Below are 22,342 nucleotides of genomic sequence, written 5' to 3'. Positions count from 1 at the left end.
GTTTATCACTTCTTATGATCACTTATTAATAAATTAGATTTTGACAGTTTTGCTAAAGCTGACTTTGCTGCTTCTTGCTCAGCTTTCTTTTTATTTGTTCCTACTCCTTTCCCCATTAGTATTTTATTATCTAAATACACATGAACAATAAAATAAGTAATATTATCTTTTTTAATTTGTTCCATAGTTTTATAATTAATAGGATCTCTTTTTTCTGCCTGTACTAATTCTTGTAATTTAGTTTTATAATCAATAATTGTTTCTAACTGATTAGTTTTAATTAATTCAAATAAGGTTAAGTCTAAGATTTTTTTCACTGCACTATTTCCTAAATCAAGATATACTGCAGCAAGAAATGATTCAAAAACATCTGATAAAATGCTTTCGCGTTGTTGTCCACCTGTATTTTTTTCACCATTTCCCAAAAATAAATAATCTTGTAATCCTAGAGCAATTGCCACTGCTGCCAATGTTTCTTGTCTAACTGCTTTACTACGTAAACTTGTTAATTGTCCCTCATCTTTATTTGGAAATAAGTGTCAAATGTAAGTTGAAATATTTTCCCCTAAAATCGAATCACCCAAAAATTCTAATCGCTCATATGAATAATCTAAATTATGTTCGTTTGAAAAAGAACGATGAGTAAATGCTTCACGATAATTACGATTAGATTTAATTTTTTCTAAAATACTCGATTTTAAAATATGTTCAATATTAATCATATTTTTCTCCTTAATACTTATTTATAAATTATAATTCTTGAATTTGTTTAGCTATTTTATTAGTAACATCTTGTTCAATAGCACGAATTAAAAGTTTTAAAGTACTATAATAAGATTTTTTATTACTAGATCCATGTGCTTTAAAAGCAATGCCATTAATACCTATTAATTGAGCACCACCTGTATTCTTATAATCAAAAGTCTTTTTAATATTTTTAAAAATACCAATTGACATTAAACCTAAAAATTTAGTTCATAAATTTTTTTTATAACCATTTTTAATTAATGTAAATAATAATGATGCCATGCCTTCAACTGATTTTAAAACAATATTACCTGAATAACCATCACAAATAATAATATCAACATCACCACTTAAAACATTTCGTGGTTCAATATTACCGTGAAAATTTAAAAAACTTAACTTTTCACTTTTTTGTGTTAATTGTTTTAGTTTAGCATATGTTGCTTTAGTTACTTCTGGACCTTTGCTTTCTTCAATACCAATATTTAGTAAACCAATTTTAGGACGTGAAATATTTTGAATAGTTTGACAATAAATATGACCCATTAATGCAAAATTAATTAATTCATCAACAGTGTTTTCAATATTTGCTCCAACATCCAATAATACTACTTGTCGATCTTTTATTAAAGTAGGCATAATTGGCATGAATGCCGGACGTTTAATGCCTTTGATTTCGCCTAATAAAAAATGACAAGCACCAAGATAGGCAGCAGTTGAACCAGAAGTTAGAATCCCATCTGCTTTTTTATTTTTAACTAACTGAATGGCTTGATTCATAGAAGAATCAGTCATTCTAATACCAGCGAGTGGACCATCATTCATAGTTATTACTTGGGTTGTTGCTAGTATTGTTATTCTTGATGATAATGGCTTATTTTTTAATAAAATCTGCAAGTTTCCATTAATTTGTTTTTCATCACCAACTAAACAAATTTCAACGTTTTTGAATTCTTTAATAACTTCTAACGCTGCAGCAATAGCGGGCAAACTACCATGGTCTGAACCCATTACATCAAAAGCAATTTTCATAGTTCCTCCTAAAAACAAAAAATAATTTAAGAAACCTTAAATAATATTATATTATAATTATTGATAGTTTAATTATACGTTAATTTTTTTAATTCCTTAAGATTAACAATCCAACTAATACTGCATTTATTTATTTATTTTTAAATATGAATATTTCATTATTTGCTAGTAAAAAGTTAAAAAACAATTTATCTCTAATTATTTTGATATTGATTTTCTAAATAATTGTTTTTATTTACACCAGTTTTTTTTAAAGACCAAAACCCTTTTATTTATTTTATTAATAAAAAAACTTTAAAAGCAAAAAACTAATATAAATATAAAAATATCTTATCATAATTTTACTAAAATCAAAAATAATCAAAGAATTAAAAAAATATTAAATTGATTATTATTCATAAAAATAAAAATAAAGTTAATTAAAAATAATTTTTATTGTATTTTATTTTAAAAACTTTAGAATTTAGTTACTTCTTATTATATATCTAAGAAGGTATTGGGAAAAAATTAATAACACAACTAAAAACTTTACTTATAAACAGTAATTTTTTGGATATGATTTTAAAATACTTATAAATTGTTATAGTAAAACTAATTCAAAAAAATTAATACTACTGCTTTTGAGGATCTTGTAATATGATCCTTTTTAATATATATAGCTAACTAAAGTAATGTTTACTCATATCTTGAAAAACAAAATCAATCGCGTTTTTAATATTTGGTCAATAATTTGGTAATATTTTTCTTATATTATGTTTTATAGCAAATCAAAAATGTTCAATTGGATTTAAATTAGGAGAATATGGTGGAAGAAATAATAGTTTGCATCCAGCATTTTCAATTAATTGTTTTGTTGCTTTAGATTTATGAAACGTCGCATTATCTAAAACTATAATTTGTCCACACTTTAATACTGGAATTAGTATATTTTTAACATATGATTCAAAAATTTTACTATTGCAATGTCCTTCAAATGCTCATAGAGCTTTTAATTTACCTTTATTTAGTGCACCAATTATACTCATTCTCTTTATTTTATATGCAGGTTTATTATCAAATAATCTTTTACCTTTTTCAGACCAACCATATTTATAAAATTCATTATCATCAATTCCAGATTCATCAATATATACCAAATCTTCATTCATTATTTTCGCTATTTCTTTTAAAAAATCTTCTTGTTTATTTTTATCTCTTTGTTCATATAGAAAAGTTTTTTTTATATGTATAATTTAGTTTTTTGAAATAGTTATAAACTGTTTCTTTTGTCATATCACCAAATTTTTCAATTACTTTTTGAACTGTAACATCTTTATTTTCTGCTAAATAATTTTTTAATTCATCTAAATCCTTTATTTTGTGGCTATGTCCTTTTTGATAATTCAAAATTGGTTTTATATTTCCGGTTTTTTGCTTTCTTTTTCTTCATAAAAATAAAGTCTTTCTAGTGATATTGAACACTTTACAAATTTCTTTAATTTTCATGTTTTTACTTTCATAAACTTCTATTACTTTTCTTCGTAAGTCCTCACTGTATGGTTTTGGCATAATTTAATCTTCCTAATCTATTTTAATTATTGCTGAATTATACTTGTAAGTGCAAGAATTGTTTAAATTACATATTATTATTTTACATTATTTATGAGTAAACATTACTTTCGTTAGCTATATAACTACTGTTATTAATAACAAATTAATATATTAAATAAAACTTTTATAATTAAAAAGGAGTAAAAATGAGAAATTTAAAAAAAATAAAATTAACAAAAAATAACAATCGGTTTGGTGGAAAAACAAAGAAATGAAAAAATAATAAAGGAGAATGAGAATATAAAACTGAAATTAGAAATAAATCTAATGAACTTGATTCACTTATTTATGAATCCTATATGACAATTTATGACAAAAACAAAAATGATTTTAAATATTGAACGAAAAGAACTGCCTTTCCAAATAGTCAAATTATTTTTGAAATATTTTTAATTAAAAATAATAAATTATATAAACACGTTAAAAAATATGAAAACATTGACAAATTATCAGATGACCTAAAGAATAATAAACTTTTAGATTCCTCTCCTATCAAAGTTAAAGGAGGCGAAAAATCAAATCTAAAATATTATTTTATTTAGAAAACGTTACTATAAATTCTATTAATAATATAGATATGTTTATAAAAAATATTACCTCATTTAATCAAGAATTAAGTATTAATATTAATTATGATAATTTATTAAAGTTATATCAGTATTTAACATATATGCAAAAACTTATTGATATTCCTACTTCGTCTAGCAATATTTCAATAAGTGCCAAAATTAAAAAAACATTACCTAATTTATTGTTAGGATTACTACTAGTTTATATTGCATTTACTGGAAAAAATGCACAAAGAATAATTTCTACATATATTTTTGATGAGCAAGAATATACATCAGAAGATTATCTTTATGGAATATTTCAAAATAAACAAAACTATTTCACAACATTCATTGATACTATTTTAACGACATTTTTTACCTCAGCAATTGCTGATTGATCAAGAAATACAATTTTAAATATAATCCAAAGTTAAAAAAGTAATTCAATAAATGATTTTAAAATTAAAAAAATTCCTATTGAACCATTTAAAAAATATAAGCATGAATTTTTAACCCTTTTATATGAAGAAAATGAAGTAAAATTAAAAAATAATATGACACGAATAAAACATATTAATAATTTAATAAAAAAACTTAATAATCTTCCAAAACCGACAGATTTTGAATATCATCCAAATTTTAAAAAAGAAGTTGAAAAAATTAGTGACTTTAATTGTTTAAAGAAGCCTATTGATAATACTATAATAAAAGAACTAACATCTTCGGCAAACAAAGTGATTGATAATTTAAATAAATTAAAAAAATCAAATTTAGATACTTTAGAATGAAAAGAAAGAATAAATTATTCATTATTTGATTTATTTTTAGAATCAATAACATGACTAATGGCACATTCTATAATGACAGGTGCAATAGCAAATGCTATACAAGAAAACTTTAAAATAAGTGATTGAATTAAATATTTTACTAAACCAAATATTATATTAGCAAATACAATCACTTATTTTTCTATACGACCAGTTAATTCCATATTTAAATGAGGATTAGAAACATTAAAAATTAAAACTAATATTTGTCCTCAAATAATTTCAAACTGAATTACAAAACAATCAAATTATGGAAAATTTTCAATGGCAATATTTTTATTTTTTTTGAATGCTGTTTTTACTAATATTACTAAAACAGCAACAACACTACTTACTAAATATGAAGTTACAAAATCTCATGTTCTACTTGAATTAAAATTAAAAAAATGAGAAACATGATTATTTTTTTTCTTAGCAACAGGTTCTCAAATGTTTTCTCTTTCTATTTCAAATTTTTATAAAATCTTTAATTTTGAAACTTTAATAAAAAAAATTAGATATTTTCATAAACCAAACATAAGTTTACTAGAAGAAAAATTAATAGAATTAGAAAACAATAGTAATATTCCAATTTTTAATAAATCAGAAGTAATAAAAATACAAGACAGCATAAATGAAGCAAATAAGACTTATAAAGTAATATATTCAAATACAAAAAAAATTGATCCAAAGTTAATAAATACCATTGATTATGATTCAGATCAATTTCCATTATTAAACAAAAAAATGATTTTATTTGCTTAATTCATAATATAACTTAAAAATATATTTTTTTTTAAAAAATATTTATACTAATTTATGGATATTTTTAAAAAAAAGAAAAAAATAATCCAAAGTTTAACATTAGAAAAGAGGAACTTTTTATTATGGATAAAGATAAGGAAATTGAAAAGTTAAGAAAACAAGATGCAGAAAATAAAAAACAATTTGAAGAAGAAAGATTAAAAAAAAGAATTGCAGAAGCTGAAAAGGAAAGAAAAAGAATTGCAGAAGAAAAAAAACAATATAAAAAAGATAAAAATTTATAGACATAATACATTTTTATTATAGTTACAATATAAAAAATATTTTTTTATAAAATTAATATATTATTAAAATTAAAAAAAATATTAAGTATAATAAATTTATGAAATATTTAGGCATTGATTTAGGTAGTAAAACATTAGGGCTTGCTCGTGGTGAAGGTAAAATTGCTTTTTCTTGAAAAACTATTCGTTTCCCAGAGCATGATTTTAATAATGCTATTATCCAACTCCAAAATGCTATTAAAGAATATGATGCTGATATTCTTGTTTTTGGTTACCCTTTAAACATGGATAGCACAGTCGGCCCCAGCGCAAAAATTGTTTTAAATTTTATTAATAAATTTAAATTAACACAAAATAATGATAAACTAAATATTGTTTTACAAGATGAAAGAAGAACTACCTATTCTTCGCAGCAAATATTAATTAAATCTAATGTTTCTTCAAATAAAAGAAAACAAGTTAAAGATCAATTGGCTGCTGCTATTATTTTACAATCATACTTTGATAAAATAACTCAATCTTAAATTTTAGGAGATAAATGTGAAATATAAAAAAATTAATTTAATCGCTATCGCTGGCGGCAGTGCTTCAGGAAAAACAACAGTAGCAGAAAAAATTGCTGAAGCTTGTAATAAAAAAAATGTCATTTTTGTACAAATGGATAATTATTATCATGACCTTAGTAACTTAAAAGTTGAAGAAAGAAAAAAAACTAATTTTGATCATCCTAATGCTATTGATATGAAATTATTAATTCATGATTTAGAACAATTATTACTTGGCAATGCTATTGAAGAGCCTATTTATGATTTTAAAATCAATAGTCGCAGTAAAAACACTGAGATTATTGGTCCGGGTGATGTTATCATTCTGGATGGTATTTTTGCTTTAGAAAATCCTATTATTCGTGAATTATCTACTATCAAAATTTTTGTTGATACTGATAGTGATACTAGACTACTAAGAAGAATTAAACGAGATGTTAGTTTTAGAAATCGTACTCTTGACAGTGTTTTACAACAATATGCATTAACTGTTAAACCTATGCATGATGCTTTTGTTGAACCAACTAAACGTTATGCTGATATTATTATTCCTTTTGATTTTCATAATACTGTAGCTATTGATATTATTGCTACTAAAATTAAAGCAATTATTAAATAATTGCTTTAAGCTTTAATTTTTAAAATAACAATAAAATGCATCTTAAAGATAGATTTTTAAATTGTTTTTTATTATTTTTTTAAGTTAACAAGGTAATGTTTAGTAATCTGTGTAACTTACAAAAATAACTATGGTGGTTAGCCCTAATTACTGGACCATATTTTGATAGATATTTCTAAATTTTTATTTGTAATATTGGTGGTTTTAAAAATTTAGAATGTATTCTTTCATAATTATAAAACATAACATATTGATTTACATCATTAATAGCTTCATTGATTGTTAAATATTGATTTGAGTCTTTAGGCAATCATTCTTGAGATAAATGTGAAAATCAATTTTCAGATATGACATTACCGCCAATATCATATGGTTGTTTTTTGCTTAAAATTATTTGTTTGTTTTTTGCTCATTTTGTAATTTCTTGACAATAAAATTCGTTGGCGTTATCTGAATGTAAAATAACGTTTTTTATTTGATTTCAAGAAAATTGGTTGTTTATTTTTTCAAGTGCAGGAAGAATTAAATCTTGATATGATTTATTTGAAAATGTATTATAACTAACAACATTATTTGAATAAAAATCAATAATTACAAAAAGATATAGTCAACCTTCTTTGGTGTTTATTTGTTTAGTATCCATTGATCAAATTTGATTTGAAGCGGTTGTACTTTTGTAATCTTTGTTTACTTTATCCATTGTAGGTATTCACTTATTTGGATTTTTTTTGTTTTTAGGATAGTTATTTTTAGTTTGTTTTAATCCTTGAATATTGTGTTTTTTCATAATTTTTCGCATTTGTTTTGTTGATAATTCTATATTTAAAATGATATTTTTCTCTTGTTTTAATCACTCTTTAAAAGCTGAAAAAATTCTTAAATATCCATAAATTCTACCTTTTCTTGTAGAATGAAATTCGATTAAAAGTTGGCATAATTCTTGATATTTATGATTGCAATTAATAATATGATTTTTTTCTTTTTTAATAAGTTTTTGTTTATTTTTTAAAAAGTAATATGTTGATCTGTTTAATTGAAGATATTGACATAAGTTTCTAATTGAATATTGATTTTTGCAATCATCGATAATTTTAATTTTTTCTTTGATATTTAATTTGTTAATTATTAATGCTATTTGTTTAATTTTATCCATTAATAAAAATCCTTTCAGGTCAAAATTAGTGTTCATTATATAACACAATTGTTTTTAGAATACATTCAGATTTTTTAAATTAATGGTCTAGTAAAAAGGGCTAAGTGGCGCCATTCCAAATATTAGGAATATATGGTGAAATATGAACAATAGCTATTGATAAAAATGAAAATGTTTATATAGGTACTAGAGAAAGTAGTTTTAAAGGTAACGTTTATAAATATCAAAAAAATCAAAATACTTTTAAAAAAATGGATGGTATAAATAAATCTGTTTCTTCTTTAACTTTTGACAATGATGATAATATTTATGCAGGAGTTTGAACCGGTTCATATCAATCTCCTAGTAATGGTGAAGTTTACAAATGTTTAGCAGAAGAAACAAACTTTAAACCAATGTCTGGAATAAAAGGGGGAGTACTATCATTAGTTTTTAATAAAAATACAAATTTTTATATGTTACTACATGAAACGGAGATGGAAAAACTAAAACTAATGACGGTTCACTTTATAAATGCTTACCACCAAATAATGTCTTTACTTTAGTTCAAAAAAATTTACCAGCTATATGACATCTAAAAACCAAAGATAGTGAACCATTTATTGAACTTGAATATTAACAAATATCAAAAAAAATATAATTGAAATTAATAATTATTAATTTAACATTATTGAAAAATTGATTTCAATTAAATTACATAATTAATCTCTAATCACTTTAAAATTAAAATTTTACTTCTTAAATTCCAAATTTAATATTGATAACTGATCAGATGAAATTTCACTAGGACTATTTGTTAATAAACAAATACCACGATTATTTTTAGGAAAAGCAATAGTATCACGAATTGATTCATTCTTAATTAAAATCATTAATAAACGATCAATGCCAAAAGCAATACCACCATGTGGAGGAACTCCGTAATTAAAAGCTGATAAGAAAAAACCAAATTTATTTTCAATTTCTGTTTTACTTAAATCTAATAATTCAAAAATCTTTTTTTGTAATTTATAATCATGAATTCTAATGCTCCCACCAGCAATTTCAAAACCATTTAAAACCAAATCATAAGCATCTGCAGTTAAAGTTCCTAAATCTTTATTTTTTATATCTAATAATTTTTCAGGATTTTTTGGACTTGTAAAAGGATGATGACAAGCTTGTCATTTATTTTCTTCCTGTTCAAACATTGGTCAATCAATAATTCAAATAAATTCAAAGTTTTCAATATTATTCATAAAATCTTTATGATTAATTCGTTTTGACAAATCATTAATATAAAAACTTCTAATAGCACCCATAACTTTATTAGCAACATCTTGTTGTTCATATACGAAAATTAAAAAATTATTATTATATTTTATTTTTGATATTTCTTCTGCTAAAACTAAATCATCAAACTTTACTTTAGAATTATTATGAATAATTTTTTTCTTAATTAAGTCATAAATTATTAATGTTTTTCCTCCATGCTGATTGCTAATTTCTGTTATTTTTTTTATAGTTGTTTCATTCATTTTATCATTAACTATAAAACCCTTATAAATAAATCCATCACTATTATTGTTAATATTAATATTTATTAACTTACATGTACAACGCAAATCAGGTTTATCACTACCATATAAATCCATTGCTTGATCATAGGTAATCGATGAAAATGTTGAGGGAATATTACCAATTTTTAAAGTATTAAAAAGACTTATTATCATATTTTCTACTATTAATTTAATTTCTTTACTAGTAGTAAATGCCATTTCTAAGTCTAATTGTTGAAATTCGGGTTGTCTATCAGCACGAAAATCTTCATCACGAAAACATTTAGCAATTTGATAATATTTGTCAATACCTGATATCATTAATAATTGCTTATAAATTTGTGGTGATTGTGGTAAAGCATAAAAATGTTTTTTTTGAATACGAGCAGGAACTAAAAAATCACGAGCACCTTCTGGTGTTGATTTTGTTAAGCAAGGAGTATCAATTTCTAAAAAATTATTTTGATTCAAAAATGTTCGTAAGCAACTAAGAACTTGGTGTTTAAATTTAATATTATAATTCATTGCTGGTCTTCTTAAATCTAAATAGCGATATTGTAAACGTAATTCTTCACTAGCAAGCGTATTATCATTTTTAATAACAAATGGTAAATTAATAGAATTGCTTAATATTTCAATATCTTTTGCTACTACTTCAATCATATCATTAGTAGTTTTTGCATCTTTATTTTTTCGTAAGACAACTGTTCCAATTACTTTTAAAACAGATTCAACTTTAACATTTTTTATTTCTTGATAATATCCGTTATCTGGTTTAACAATGACTTGTGTTGTTCCATACATATCACGTAAATCAATAAAAATACCAAATTTATTAATACGAATATCTTTAACTCAACCACTAATAATAATTTCTTTTGTAATATCACCCTGCGTTAAATTACCACATGTATGAGTTCTAAAGAGTTTTTCCATATTCTTCATTCTCCTCTAATAATAGATTTTTAACCTTACTAAGCAATTGCTGTTCAGTATCAAAAATTAATTTTATCATTTCTTTTTTAACAAAAGAATAAAAACTAACCTGATTTTTTTCTTTTAAAAATAGTATATTTTTGGCTAAACTACGATCAATAATCTGTGACTTATTTTTATCTTGATATAAATTATATTCCATATCAATATGATAATTTTCTTTACGTAATTGTAATAATAAATCGGAAGCTATTATTAATCCTAATTCGCTTAAAGCAATAATTTGTAAATCAATAATTGGTGGTTTATTAATATTTTTATTTTCTACCAATAATAACATTAATCTTTCAATACCAATTGCAAAACCAATAGCAGGTATTTTTAATGGTGAACCCAATTCATTAAATAAATTATCATATCTACCACCACCAAGTAAAGTATTTTGACTTTCACCAATTCGTGAATCAATAGTAGTTATTTCAAAAATAATACCATTATAATAATCTAAACCACGAACTAAATGCTCATCAATAATAAAATTAACTTTATTATTTTTTAAACTATTAATAATGGTTGTAAAATATGTTTTTTCTTCATTAGTTAAAAAATCATTTAAATATGGTATTTCTAAATTTAATTTAGTACAAATTTTACAATCAAGAACTCTTAACGGCGATACTTTAACTCTAATTTGACAATTTTCACACAATTGCTTACTTTGATTTAATAATTGTTCTTTAAGTGCTATTTGGTATTTATTTTTTGTTTCATTAGATCCAAAATAATTAATATTTAAAGTTAAATTTGGTATTGAAAAACTTTTTATCATTTCTAGGGCCATCATCATTACTTCAACATCAACTAAAGGATGTTTAACACCAACAGTTTCGATACCAAATTGATTAAATTGACGTTGACGCCCTTTTTGAGGTCTTTCATATCGAAACATTGAACCATAATAAAAATACTTTAACGTTTGCTTAGATTTATATAATTTATTTTCAATTATAGCACGAACAATACCCGCTGTTCCTTCAGGACGAAGAGCTAATAATCTATCATTTTTATCATTAAATTGATAAATTTCTTTCTGAATAATATCAGTTGTATCTCCCACGGCTCGTAAAAATAGTTGAGCATTTTCAAAAATAGGAGTAATAAATTCTTGATAATTATATTTAATTGCACACTGTGTTAAAGATTTAATAATATTACGATATATAATAACCTCTTCATTATACATATCACGTGTTCCTCTTGCTTTTTGAAATTGCATACTTTTTTTACTCCTTTTAATAAAAAATAAATCTTCTAAAAAAACGTTCCTTTATTTTAGGAACGTTTCTTAACGCGGTACCATCCTAATTCATTTACAAAGTAAATGCACTTAATTATAATTTATCATATTTAATTAATTAATAATACAAGCTATTTAATGTCATAAAATTAGTTAACCAATGTTTGCACCAACCACACTGTCTCTTAATGTTTACCCTAAATTTACTTTTAAATGCTGAAAATATTATACTAAAATATTACATAATTATTCTGTTTATTGCAATAATATCAGGAATTTTTTTAATTGATGAAATAATTTGATGTAAACGTTCAATATTAGAAACTTTAATTAAAATTTTTAAACTTCCATGATTTTCCTTAAGCTTATTATTAGCATCAATACTTTGAATTTGTGCCTTTAAATAGCCCAAAATATTTAAAACATCAGTCATCAATGCTGGTCGATCTAAATATTGAATTTGAATTTTTGAATTATAAAGATGATGACTGGTTGCTAATAAATTTCACTTAGTATCAATAATACGTTCTTTACGCTCTGGCAAACTAACATTAGGACAAATTAAACGATGAACTTTAATACCTTGCCCTTTAGTAATATAACCCGCAATTGGTTCATCAGGGATAGGTAAACAACAATGAGCCAATGATGTTTTAGTATTGGGGGCATTTTCAATAATAATTTCATTATTACTACTAAAATTCATTGTTGTTTGTTGTTTAGTTTTTAATTCTTGAAATGTTACTGAATCACTATATAAAATAGTAGTAACCGCCTGTTCAATTGTATAAGTTCCATTAGCAACATCTAAGCAAAAATCTTCATACGTTTTATATTTTAATGATCTAATTCTTGACATAATAACATTACGTTTTGCAATTTTTCAACGAATGTGATTTTCAATAATATATTCTTCTATTTTTTCCTTTGTTTTTTTTATTTTCTCTTTGTTTTCTGTATCTTTAATTTTATTTTCTTGATTAAATTTTTCTTGCTGATTATTTAAATATTTTTTTATTTTATGTTGAGCAAAATTGGTCTTAACAATATTTAATCAATCACGAGAAGGGCGTGCAGTTTTAGCAGTTTTAATTTCAACAATATCACCTGATTTTAAAACAGTATTAATAGGAGAGTAAATACCATTTATTCTTGCACCTACTGTTGTTTCACCAATTTCAGTATGAACTTTAAAAGCAAAATCTAAAACAGTTGAACCAAATGGTAATGTTATAACATTACCATTTGGAGTTAATACATAAATTAAATCACTAAAAATATCTTGTCGAATTTCTTTTTCTAAATTATTATCTTTGGCAATATTATCTGCTAATATGTTTTCATCAACATTTGGATTTAAGTCATTTAAATTTAATATTTCTTGAAAAATATTTAATTTTTCATCAATTTCTGCTTGACGTTTCTTAGGATTTTTATTTTCCCCTTCTTTATATCTTCAATGCGAAGCTGCACCTGCTTCAGCAAAATCTTCCATTTCTTCAGTTCTAATTTGTAATTCATAAATTTCATTATCAAAAACAACAGATGTATGTAATGATTGATACATATTATTTTTTGGTGTTGCAATATAATCTTTAAATCTACCCGGAACAGGAGTAAAACTTTGATGAATATAACCCAAAATGGCATAACAACTATCAATAGAATTAGTAACAACTCTAATTGCTAAAATATCATGTATATCATCAAAATCTTTTCCAAAATAATACATTTTACGATAAATAGAATATAAGTGTTTACTACGACCATAAATTTTAAAAATTAAATTTTTATGTTGTGATAATGTTTTACTTAATTCTTTAATAATTTCATTAACTAATTTTTCACGTTTTTCACGATCCAAATTAATAAGGTTATCAATTTTTTTATACTCTTTAGGATGTAATACTGCAAAAGAACGATCTTCTAGTTCTGATTGTAATTTACGCATACCTAGACGATGAGCAATAGAAGCATAAACTTCTAAAGTTTCTTTAGCAATAATTATTTGTTTTTCGGGATTTAAAAAATTAATAGTTCTAATATTATGTAAACGATCTGCCATTTTAATAATAATGACACGAATATCATGAGCTAAACTTAAATATAATTTACGTAAATAATTAGCTTTAATTTCATTTCTTTTTTCTTTTGCAAAATGACTAACTTTAGTTACAGCTAAAACTAAATTAGCAACTTCCAAACCAAATTCTGCTACTAACTCATCAAAAGTTGTTGGTGTATCTTCTAAAATATCATGTAAAAATCCTGCTTGTATTGAAGAGACATCTAAATGTCATAATACTAAATTATATGCTGTTGATAAAACATGATAAACATAAGGATCACCATTCTTTCGATATTGATCTTTATGTTTTAATAATGCATATTCATAAGCTACTTTAATTTTTGTAATTTGCTTAGGATCTTTGATAAATGTTTTTGCTTTCGCTAATAATTGGTTAAAATCTTTACAAGTTAAATTATTCATTATTTACTACTTATTAAAACTGAATTATTTCTAACAGCGGAATATTATCAAAATGATGTTTATTAGCAAATTCAGAAAGCGAAATTAAAGTAGCAATGCCAACTGATTGAGCATTACTTTGTTTTATTAAATTAAGACAAGCATTAATTGTTCCCGAAGTTGCAATCAAATCATCAATTATTACTACTTTATCTTTTGTTGAAAGTACATTTTGCTGCATTTCTAATATAGCAGTACCGTACTCTAAATCATAAGTTACTTTATAGGTTTTACCTGGTAATTTACCTTTTTTGCGTGCAAGAACTAATTTGATACCCAACTTATATGCTATAGCAGCACCAAAAATAAATCCTCTTGCTTCAGGTGCTAAAATTGCTGTTGCTCCACATTTTTTAATAAAATCTACAAAAATATTAACAACACTTTGAAATGCTTCTGGATTACTTAATATTGGGTTAATATCTTTAAATTGGATACCTTTAATTGGAAAATCAGGAATATTAATAATAATTTTTTTTAATGATTCTTTTGTCATTGCAACCACCTATTCATTAATACCTTTAATAACATATTCATCTGCACCAATGAAATGTTTTTTAATTTTATTAATACGTTTTTTATATCTATAAACTCTTCATTTCTCAAAATAAATTCAAATAAAAGGAACAATAAAGTAAGATGATACTAAACTTACTATACAACCTATTAATAATGATAAACTAACTATTCAGAAACTAGGAATAATAAACATAACAATTACTGATGTTATTAATACTACACCATTAATAACTAATGTTCTTGGTAAAGCCTTTTGAACACTTTTATTTGAAATTTCAATTATTTCTTCTGTGCTAATAACTTGTGTTTGATTATTATTAATCTTAATTTCACGAATATTATCAAAAATTGACATAATACTAATTATTGTTAAAATCATTACTCCCAATAATATTCCAACAATTGAAGTAGAAATTACAATTTGGAAAATACTAATAATAGCAAGTGTCATTAGTAAACTAAAAATAATAGCTAAAATTAAAGGAATAACATAAGTTAATTGAAATCTAATAATAATATAAATTAAAATAACAATAAAAGATAAAGCAATTGAAATAATCATATTAACTAATAAATCTACACCTGACTTAGCAACAACTAGATCAATTTCTCCTCATTGTAAAATAGATTCTTGTTTTCAATTTCTAGTAATCTCCCCTAAAAAATTCTTAAACCTTTGCTGCATACTTTGAGAATTTACTGTTGTTTGAACAATAATTTTAAACTGATATGGTTTTCCTTCACCACCAGCAATTAAGGAAAAATTAATATTTTTAAAATATTTACTAAATTGACTATTATTTTGAATTTCTTTACTAATAAAATCTTTTGCTAATTCTGCTTCTTTAATAATATTGTAACTAGGATCACTTGGATCTTGAGTAATTGTACCCATTCCAACAAAATCAGTTCGTTGATCAAAACCAGAACCAAAATTAGAACCAATTACACCATAAGTAATACCTGAAGCAAGAACAATAACAGCAGAACCTGAAAGAATTCATTTTGTTAATTTATGAAAATAATTTCAGTTACTTATTTTAAGTTTTGAAAAAACATTTTTAAAATTAACTAATATTTTTTTGTCTTTTGCTTTAACTATTTGAATTTTTAACGGTTTTAATGCATTAATTAATTCTTGTTTCAATTTATTAATTTCTTGTGAAAGATTTAATTTTAAATCTTTTACTTTTGACTTATAAACTGATCTTGATTTACTATGTTCTTTTTTTAATTGCTGCTTATCAACTTTAAATTTTTTAATTAATTCTTTAACTTTATTTTTATAACTAATTTGAAGCTGACATTTTTCTGAAATTAATTGTTTTTTTATTTTTTTATCACTACTTTTAATATTATTTGTATCTATTGAATTATTTAAAACTATAGTGCTTTTTCTACTAATATTATTAGTTCCTAAAAGTTGAGGTTTATTTTCTAACCAGTTATTTCGTAATAATGTTCATAACATTAATCTTAATAAGATAATTCCAAAAATAATTACACCAAAAGTAGCAATAGAAGTCATAATAATAAAACCTTTGATAGCACGAGTTCCAAATCAGAAAATAGTTAAATTAACAATTAAAATAATAGCGCTACAATCTAATGAAGAAGATAATGTTTTCTTATTTGCTGATTTAAAAGCACTAATCAAAGTTTTACCTTGCATATATTCATTTTTAAAACGTTCCAACAAATTAATAATTGTATCTAATAATAGTGCAAAACCAATAATTAAAGCAATTACGCTTTCAGGAGCAATTATGCCATTAATGAAAACAAAACTAACAATAGTAAATAATAAAAATAATGATATTATAATTAGAACAATAACTCCTAACATACGATAATAAAACAGAACAATAGTCATAAGAACAAAGGTAACTAATATAATAATAACAACTGCAATTTTTAAAGATGTTGCACCTAGCGTTGGACTAACATTAGCATAAGATAACATAGTAAAATTATTTTTTGACAATCCTGATGTTAAAACACTTTTCATTTGTTCAACTGTTTCAAGATTAAAAGTATCTGAATTAATTGAAATACTATTGTTAGTTACTTTAACTTCACCAACTCAATATGGAATATAACGATAATCAATAACATCTTCATGTAAAATATCTGAAACATCTGGTAAACGTAATAAATCTTTAATATAAGGCAATCATGCATTCATAGGTGAACCAACAATAGGAGAAGCAAAAGGATCAAAGCGATTAGCAGGATCATATGTATTTTTTTCATCATTAGTATCAACAGAAAGACTATGAACTGAACCTAAATTATCAGAATAAATTCAATTAATACCAAATTGACCATTTTGATTAGGATTTAATAGTCGTGCTAAAGTAGGGTCTTGTGCTTTAGCTCTAGCTAAAATATCAGTACCTTTACCAAGACCTGGTGTATTATTATCTAATAATGATGTTAATGATGCTTTAATCTTACCATCAGTATCATTTTTAAGATTATCAATTATAAAAGCAAGGGAGCGAATACCCTCCATACTACTTCGAATATAATCTAATAACTGACCAATATCTGAATAAATATAAAATGTATTTTCTTTGGCAGAAGTAAGTTCTTTTAAAACTGAATCATTTTTAACATCAAAAACAAGTTCTGGGCGATGAGTAACAGAATTATTAACAGCTTTAATAGCAGAAAAAACATCACTAGTTAATAATCTTTTATCTCTTTTTGTTCAAGTAGTAGCTTTGTCATCTTTCTTTTCGGTTGCTAATAAATCATTACCATCTTTATCAACAATATAAGAATAACCACGTCGTGATACACTGTGAACAAAAGTAGAAATATCAACTCCCGCATCTTTACTCAACGCTAAATTATACTTATTATTATTATTGCTAGTAATGCTTTCAATATAAACGTTACTAGTACCTAAAGGGTCAACTCTGTCTTTTAATAAATTAATAACATCTTTTTGTTTACCTTTACCCTCATATTGAACTTGTGTTTGATAACCACCAGCAAACTCAATACTTAATTTACTATTATTTTCAACATATTTAGCACTAAACACTACTGAAATTATTATTGCAGAAACAATAATTATTAAACTAAAAATCCTTAAAAAAAATCCAAGATTTTTAGTTTTTCTTGTCCTAGAAGAAGTGTTCATATTTCTTCACTCCTAAATCATTTTATTTGTATAAACATAGATTGTATATTATTTAAGCACTATATAAGAATACCAACATTCGTTATAAATAACAATTGTTTTACAGTAATATCAAAAATAATTATTTTCTAAATAAAATTATATTATTATTAATATACTCTTTACCAATAATTGTTATTTTACGACCCTTAGTTGTCTTAATAATTAAACCACAATGAATAAGTCAAGGTTCATAATGAATTTCAAGATTTTTTCTTTCTTCATTCAAAAGTTGACAAATAGTTTCAATACTCAAACTTTTATCTAAATTTACATTATTAAACAATGCTAAATATGCCAATTGTAAACTATTTAAACCTAAAGGATAAATTTGCAAAAAAAATAAAATTTGCAAAATATTAGTTTCATTTAAATCTACATTCATAACAACACAATAATTATACAATTGTTTAATGATGTTAATAATGAGTCGCGGAATATTACGACAATGATTAGCAATAATATTTATTATATTATTTTCTAATTTTCAATTTAAACTTAAAGAAACTTGTGAAATAATACTTTTAATATCCTGATAATTATAATCAGATAATTGTAAAATATTAGGAATACGACTTATCAACGCTTTAGTTAAGATTCCTACTTTATTAGTAGCACCAATAAATGTAAAAGAGGGTAAATTAATTTTAACAATTTTATTATTATAATCTTTACCAATCATAATATTAATAAAATTACCTTCTAATGCAGAATATAATACTTCTAATATTTCATAGTTAACAACATGAATTTCATCAATAAAAACTATATCAGATTGTTTGATATTTGCTAAAATACTAATAATATCGCTAGTTTTATTAATGCTTGTTCCTTCTAAACTATGAAAATTTACTTGCAATTCTTCTGCTATTAATCGTGCAATAGTTGTTTTTCCAATACCAGGAGGACCAATTAATAAAATATGACTTAAAGCAATATTTTGAATTTTACTACCTTTGATTAAAATTAGAATACGTTCAATAACATTATTTTGTCCAACAAAATTATTAAAACTACTAATACCCATATTTTATTTCCTTAATAGCTAATGCAATAATTTCTTCAACTTCCAAATCTCAATTAATATTTCTTAATAAAAAATTATTAATTACTATTGAACTAAAACCTAATTTTAATAATGTATCAAATACTAAATCTGATTTTTCATTTTGACTAGTTGTTAAATTACTTACTACTTTAATATGATTACTAAAATAATTAATAATATTATTAGCAATTTTATGAGTTATACCTTTACACTGTTGCAATATCTTATAATCTTGTTTGCTTATAGCCAACTTAATACTATCAAGTGATAGTTGATTTAATAATCTTAAAGCAGTTTTTGGTCCAATATTACTAATATTAAGTAAGTGAATAAAAAAGGTTTTTATTGCTTTTGATACAAACCCAAAAAATTGTTCATAAGTTGGTTTTTGATGAAAATAAACATAAATTTTCACTTTAATATTTAATGGTAATGTTTGTAAATTAACACCTTCAATAATATATCCATGATCATTACATTCAAAAATAATTTTATTTTCATAAAATTCTTTAATAATACCTAAAAATATTCATCCATCACTTATTCCTCCTTTTCTATTCTTACTATTAATTAGATGAAAAAGAAAAATAAACCTTTTTATTTTTTAAAATTATGTTCAATTGAAAGCACATCATCATCATTTTCAATTGTTTCTAACAATATATCAATTAATTTAATTTGTTGTTGATCAGTAATGGTAATCAATTCATGGGGAATATTAACAATTTCGTTAGTAATAAAATCATTAATATTATTTTTTTCTAATAAATTAGTTACAGCATTTAACTGTTTAGGATTAACTTCAATATCAATGATATCTTCTTTTTTTTCAATATTAAAAATTTCAAAATCAATTATTAACTCCAAAATTTCTTCAACTGATAATAAACTTGAAAATTGAATTACCCCCGTTGTTTGAAATAAATATTGAACAGAATTAGTAGCAGCTAAATGACCACCCAATTTATTAAAATAACTTCGAATATTACTTGCAGTTCGATTTTTATTATCAGTTAAACAATGAATAATTATGGCAATATTACTTGGTCCATATCCTTCATAAGTGACTGCTTCATAATTAGTTGTTTCATTTTTATTACTAGCTTTATTAATAGCACGATTAATATTATCCTTTGGCATATTTATACGTCGTGCTTTTTCTAACATTAATTTCAATCGCGGATTATTTTCAACATTTGCACCACCTAATTTAACAGCAACATAAATTTCTCTTGATAATTTTTGAAAAATTTTACCACGTTTGTTATCTTGGGCATCTTTACGATGTTTAATATTTGCATATTGTGAATGTCCAGCCATATTCTCATTCCTTTATTTTTTTCTTGTTCATTTCGGAGCTTGCGGTACAGGTATTCTTTTGTGTGCACTATTCTGATGCATAAATTCAATTTTATTAATTACTGATGATGGTATTAATGATTTATTTCCTAGTAAATATTGATCTAATTGTTCATACTTAAATTGCATTTCCATTTCATCAGTTTGTCCATCTCATAAACCAGCAGTTGGCTTACGAATAATGATCTCTTCACTAACTTTTAATATCTTTGCTGCAGCAAAAACATCTTTTTTTAACAAATGAATAATTGGTAATAAATCAACACCACCATCACCATATTTAGTAAAATAACCAATGTGTCATTCATCACTATTATCTGTTCCTACAACTAAATAATTATGATTTTGTGCATATGCATAAAGAGCATTCATTCTTAATCTAGCTTTTAAATTGCCTAAAATTAATTTTGATTTTTCTATATTAATTTCAGTTTCTAATGTTTTTTTAAAACTTAAAAAAACATTATTTAAATTAACTACTTTGGCATTTAATTTATGAATATTAACTAAATTATTTGCATATTCTAAATCAATATCTGGTGAAAAACAAGGCATAATTAATGCTAAATGATCATTAGGAAAAGCTTTTTTAATCAATAATGCTACTACTGCTGAGTCAACACCACCACTTAAACCAACAATTAAACCTTTGGCATTTGCTTTTTTTACTTCACTTTGTAAAAATTTAATAATTTCATCTAAATATTGTTCTAAATTCATAATTATTCACTCTCTTTTATTTCTTCAGACATTTCAAAAATATTGTTATAATGTCCAGCAATTTTATTATGGGTTTTATCTAAAGTTTCAATGGCTTTATTAGTTGTATCAAAACCAGCCTTAACTTTTTCTCATCTATCAACCCAACGATCAAAATCATCTTTGAATAAACGTAATTTTTTTGCCATTTTTTCTAAATTTTTATTAAAATCAATATCTTTACGATTTTTATCAACTGTAAATAAAACAGCAGATAAAGTAGTAGGAGAGGTAATTCAAACACGTTTCTTAAAAGCATATTCAACAATATCATCAGCAAATTGTGCGTAAATAAAAGCAAATATTTCTTCAGAAGGAATAAACATTACTGCGCTAGAAATCTTATTTTTAATATTAATATATTTTCCAACTTCATCAATTCGTTTACGAATATCATTACGAAAATCTTTTAAATAATTTTCTTTAACTTTAATATCTTCACTTACTAAATACCTTTGATAGTTATCAATTGAAAACTTTGAATCAATAGCAATTCCTTCTTTTTCAGAATCTGTTTTTACATAGGCATCAACAACTTTGCCATCAATTGTTTTATATTGTCGTTCTCATAATTTTTGATTTGAACCCAACATATTAGTCAAAATTTTTTCTAAAACAAATTCACCAACATTACCACGTTTTTTAGTATTAATAAAAACTTCTTGTAAACTTTGAATATTATCATTAATTTTTCCTAAAACAGTTGATGATTCTTGTAACTTTGCTAAATCTTTAATAACATCTACTACTTGTCTTTGAATGACATCAGCATTGCGTTTATAATCATCTTCTTTTTTATCTAAATTTTTTTGAAAATTATCAATATTACTCATTAAATTAATTAATTTTTCGGTTTTATCACGATCCGAACCATTTCATGATGTTTTAAAATCATTTAATTGTTCTTTTAAAGTTTCTACTTGCATTTTTAAAAAGTCTTGTGCAATTGGGTCGCTAGTAACATTCTGACTTTTTTTAATTTGCATATAAATTATTAAGCCACCAATACTACTAATAATTAAAATAACTACCAATAAACTAATTACTATTTCCATTTCCTATTTTCCTTTGCCC

Annotated in this window: 22 protein-coding genes; 7 read left to right on the top strand and 15 right to left on the bottom strand. The window is 23.8% G+C overall.

Annotation, left to right across the window (positions count from 1 at the left end; genetic code table 4):
• Positions 1 to 2: 2 nt before the first annotated feature.
• From rnc to AACL11_RS09300, 4 genes are all read right to left on the bottom strand, one after another.
• Positions 3 to 722, bottom strand: a complete 720-nt coding sequence (rnc, locus tag AACL11_RS09315) for a ribonuclease III (RefSeq protein ID WP_338987570.1) — start codon at positions 720 to 722, stop codon at positions 3 to 5.
• Between the two features lie 28 nt (positions 723 to 750).
• The gene (plsX, locus tag AACL11_RS09310; protein WP_338987568.1) at positions 751 to 1,779 is read right to left on the bottom strand and encodes a phosphate acyltransferase PlsX; all 1,029 of its coding nucleotides are present in this window, start codon (positions 1,777 to 1,779) and stop codon (positions 751 to 753) included.
• A gap of 659 nt (positions 1,780 to 2,438) precedes the next feature.
• Positions 2,439 to 2,939 carry an IS630 family transposase gene (locus tag AACL11_RS09305; RefSeq protein ID WP_338988468.1) on the bottom strand — a complete coding sequence of 167 codons (501 nt, stop codon included), beginning with the start codon at positions 2,937 to 2,939 and terminating at the stop codon, positions 2,439 to 2,441.
• A gap of 28 nt (positions 2,940 to 2,967) precedes the next feature.
• Positions 2,968 to 3,327, bottom strand: a complete 360-nt coding sequence (locus AACL11_RS09300) for a helix-turn-helix domain-containing protein (RefSeq protein WP_338973555.1) — start codon at positions 3,325 to 3,327, stop codon at positions 2,968 to 2,970.
• A gap of 188 nt (positions 3,328 to 3,515) precedes the next feature.
• On the opposite strand from AACL11_RS09300, the gene AACL11_RS09295 reads away from it, so the two are divergent.
• The 6 genes from AACL11_RS09295 (at position 3,516) to udk (ending at position 6,939) form a co-directional block, all read left to right on the top strand.
• On the top strand, positions 3,516 to 3,911 hold the full coding sequence (locus AACL11_RS09295; RefSeq protein WP_338987567.1) for a hypothetical protein: 396 nt from the start codon (positions 3,516 to 3,518) through the stop codon (positions 3,909 to 3,911).
• Positions 3,912 to 3,946: 35 nt separating this feature from the next.
• Positions 3,947 to 4,354 (top strand): hypothetical protein, encoded by a 408-nt coding sequence (locus AACL11_RS09290; RefSeq protein WP_338987566.1) that lies wholly within the window; start codon positions 3,947 to 3,949, stop codon positions 4,352 to 4,354.
• 120 nt (positions 4,355 to 4,474) lie between these two features.
• A complete protein-coding gene (locus AACL11_RS09285) occupies positions 4,475 to 5,491 on the top strand; it encodes a hypothetical protein (RefSeq protein WP_338987564.1) in 1,017 nt (338 codons plus the stop codon).
• A gap of 122 nt (positions 5,492 to 5,613) precedes the next feature.
• Positions 5,614 to 5,775 (top strand): hypothetical protein, encoded by a 162-nt coding sequence (locus tag AACL11_RS09280; RefSeq protein ID WP_338987563.1) that lies wholly within the window; start codon positions 5,614 to 5,616, stop codon positions 5,773 to 5,775.
• 98 nt (positions 5,776 to 5,873) lie between these two features.
• Positions 5,874 to 6,299 carry a Holliday junction resolvase RuvX gene (gene ruvX / locus AACL11_RS09275; RefSeq protein WP_338987562.1) on the top strand — a complete coding sequence of 142 codons (426 nt, stop codon included), beginning with the start codon at positions 5,874 to 5,876 and terminating at the stop codon, positions 6,297 to 6,299.
• Positions 6,300 to 6,315: 16 nt separating this feature from the next.
• Positions 6,316 to 6,939, top strand: a complete 624-nt coding sequence (gene udk / locus AACL11_RS09270; RefSeq protein WP_174481256.1) for a uridine kinase — start codon at positions 6,316 to 6,318, stop codon at positions 6,937 to 6,939.
• Between the two features lie 175 nt (positions 6,940 to 7,114).
• Here the strand turns inward: udk and AACL11_RS09265 are convergent, their stop codons facing one another.
• Entirely contained in the window at positions 7,115 to 8,128 is a 1,014-nt protein-coding gene (locus tag AACL11_RS09265) for an IS3 family transposase (protein ID WP_338986622.1), read from the bottom strand.
• 68 nt (positions 8,129 to 8,196) lie between these two features.
• On the opposite strand from AACL11_RS09265, the gene AACL11_RS09260 reads away from it, so the two are divergent.
• Entirely contained in the window at positions 8,197 to 8,637 is a 441-nt protein-coding gene (locus AACL11_RS09260) for a hypothetical protein (protein ID WP_338987561.1), read from the top strand.
• A 186-nt stretch (positions 8,638 to 8,823) separates the two neighbouring features.
• Here AACL11_RS09260 and aspS read toward each other — a convergent pair whose 3' ends face one another.
• The 10 genes from aspS to AACL11_RS09210 form a co-directional block, all read right to left on the bottom strand.
• Positions 8,824 to 10,566: an aspartate--tRNA ligase gene (gene aspS, locus AACL11_RS09255; RefSeq protein WP_338987560.1), complete on the bottom strand. Its 1,743-nt coding sequence runs from the start codon at positions 10,564 to 10,566 to the stop codon at positions 8,824 to 8,826.
• Positions 10,550 to 11,842, bottom strand: a complete 1,293-nt coding sequence (gene hisS / locus AACL11_RS09250; RefSeq protein WP_252319155.1) for a histidine--tRNA ligase — start codon at positions 11,840 to 11,842, stop codon at positions 10,550 to 10,552. The genes aspS and hisS overlap by 17 nt, the downstream gene beginning before the upstream one ends.
• A 259-nt stretch (positions 11,843 to 12,101) precedes the next feature.
• Entirely contained in the window at positions 12,102 to 14,354 is a 2,253-nt protein-coding gene (locus AACL11_RS09245; protein WP_338987557.1) for a RelA/SpoT family protein, read from the bottom strand.
• A gap of 13 nt (positions 14,355 to 14,367) precedes the next feature.
• Positions 14,368 to 14,889, bottom strand: coding sequence for an adenine phosphoribosyltransferase (locus AACL11_RS09240; RefSeq protein WP_252319153.1), 522 nt, complete (start codon positions 14,887 to 14,889; stop codon positions 14,368 to 14,370).
• Between the two features lie 9 nt (positions 14,890 to 14,898).
• The gene (gene secDF, locus AACL11_RS09235; protein ID WP_338987555.1) at positions 14,899 to 18,063 is read right to left on the bottom strand and encodes a protein translocase subunit SecDF; all 3,165 of its coding nucleotides are present in this window, start codon (positions 18,061 to 18,063) and stop codon (positions 14,899 to 14,901) included.
• Between the two features lie 121 nt (positions 18,064 to 18,184).
• The gene (locus AACL11_RS09230) at positions 18,185 to 19,129 is read right to left on the bottom strand and encodes an AAA family ATPase (RefSeq protein ID WP_338987553.1); all 945 of its coding nucleotides are present in this window, start codon (positions 19,127 to 19,129) and stop codon (positions 18,185 to 18,187) included.
• The gene (gene ruvA / locus AACL11_RS09225; protein ID WP_338988514.1) at positions 19,119 to 19,664 is read right to left on the bottom strand and encodes a Holliday junction branch migration protein RuvA; all 546 of its coding nucleotides are present in this window, start codon (positions 19,662 to 19,664) and stop codon (positions 19,119 to 19,121) included. The genes AACL11_RS09230 and ruvA overlap by 11 nt, the downstream gene beginning before the upstream one ends.
• Before the next feature lie 83 nt (positions 19,665 to 19,747).
• On the bottom strand, positions 19,748 to 20,470 hold the full coding sequence (locus AACL11_RS09220; protein WP_338987551.1) for a YebC/PmpR family DNA-binding transcriptional regulator: 723 nt from the start codon (positions 20,468 to 20,470) through the stop codon (positions 19,748 to 19,750).
• 12 nt (positions 20,471 to 20,482) lie between these two features.
• Complete coding sequence (gene nadE, locus AACL11_RS09215; RefSeq protein ID WP_252319142.1) at positions 20,483 to 21,229, bottom strand: NAD(+) synthase; 747 nt, start codon at positions 21,227 to 21,229, stop codon at positions 20,483 to 20,485.
• 2 nt (positions 21,230 to 21,231) lie between these two features.
• A complete protein-coding gene (locus AACL11_RS09210) occupies positions 21,232 to 22,323 on the bottom strand; it encodes a DNA recombination protein RmuC (protein WP_252319141.1) in 1,092 nt (363 codons plus the stop codon).
• Between the last annotated feature and the right edge of the window lie 19 nt (positions 22,324 to 22,342).

The sequence above is a fragment of the Spiroplasma endosymbiont of Dasysyrphus albostriatus genome (genome assembly GCF_964019495.1).
GTDB lineage: Bacteria > Bacillota_I > Bacilli_A > Mycoplasmatales > VBWQ01 > Spiroplasma_E.
The sequence above is the reverse complement of the archived record's forward strand: the minus strand, read 5'-3'. Positions and strand labels throughout refer to the sequence as shown.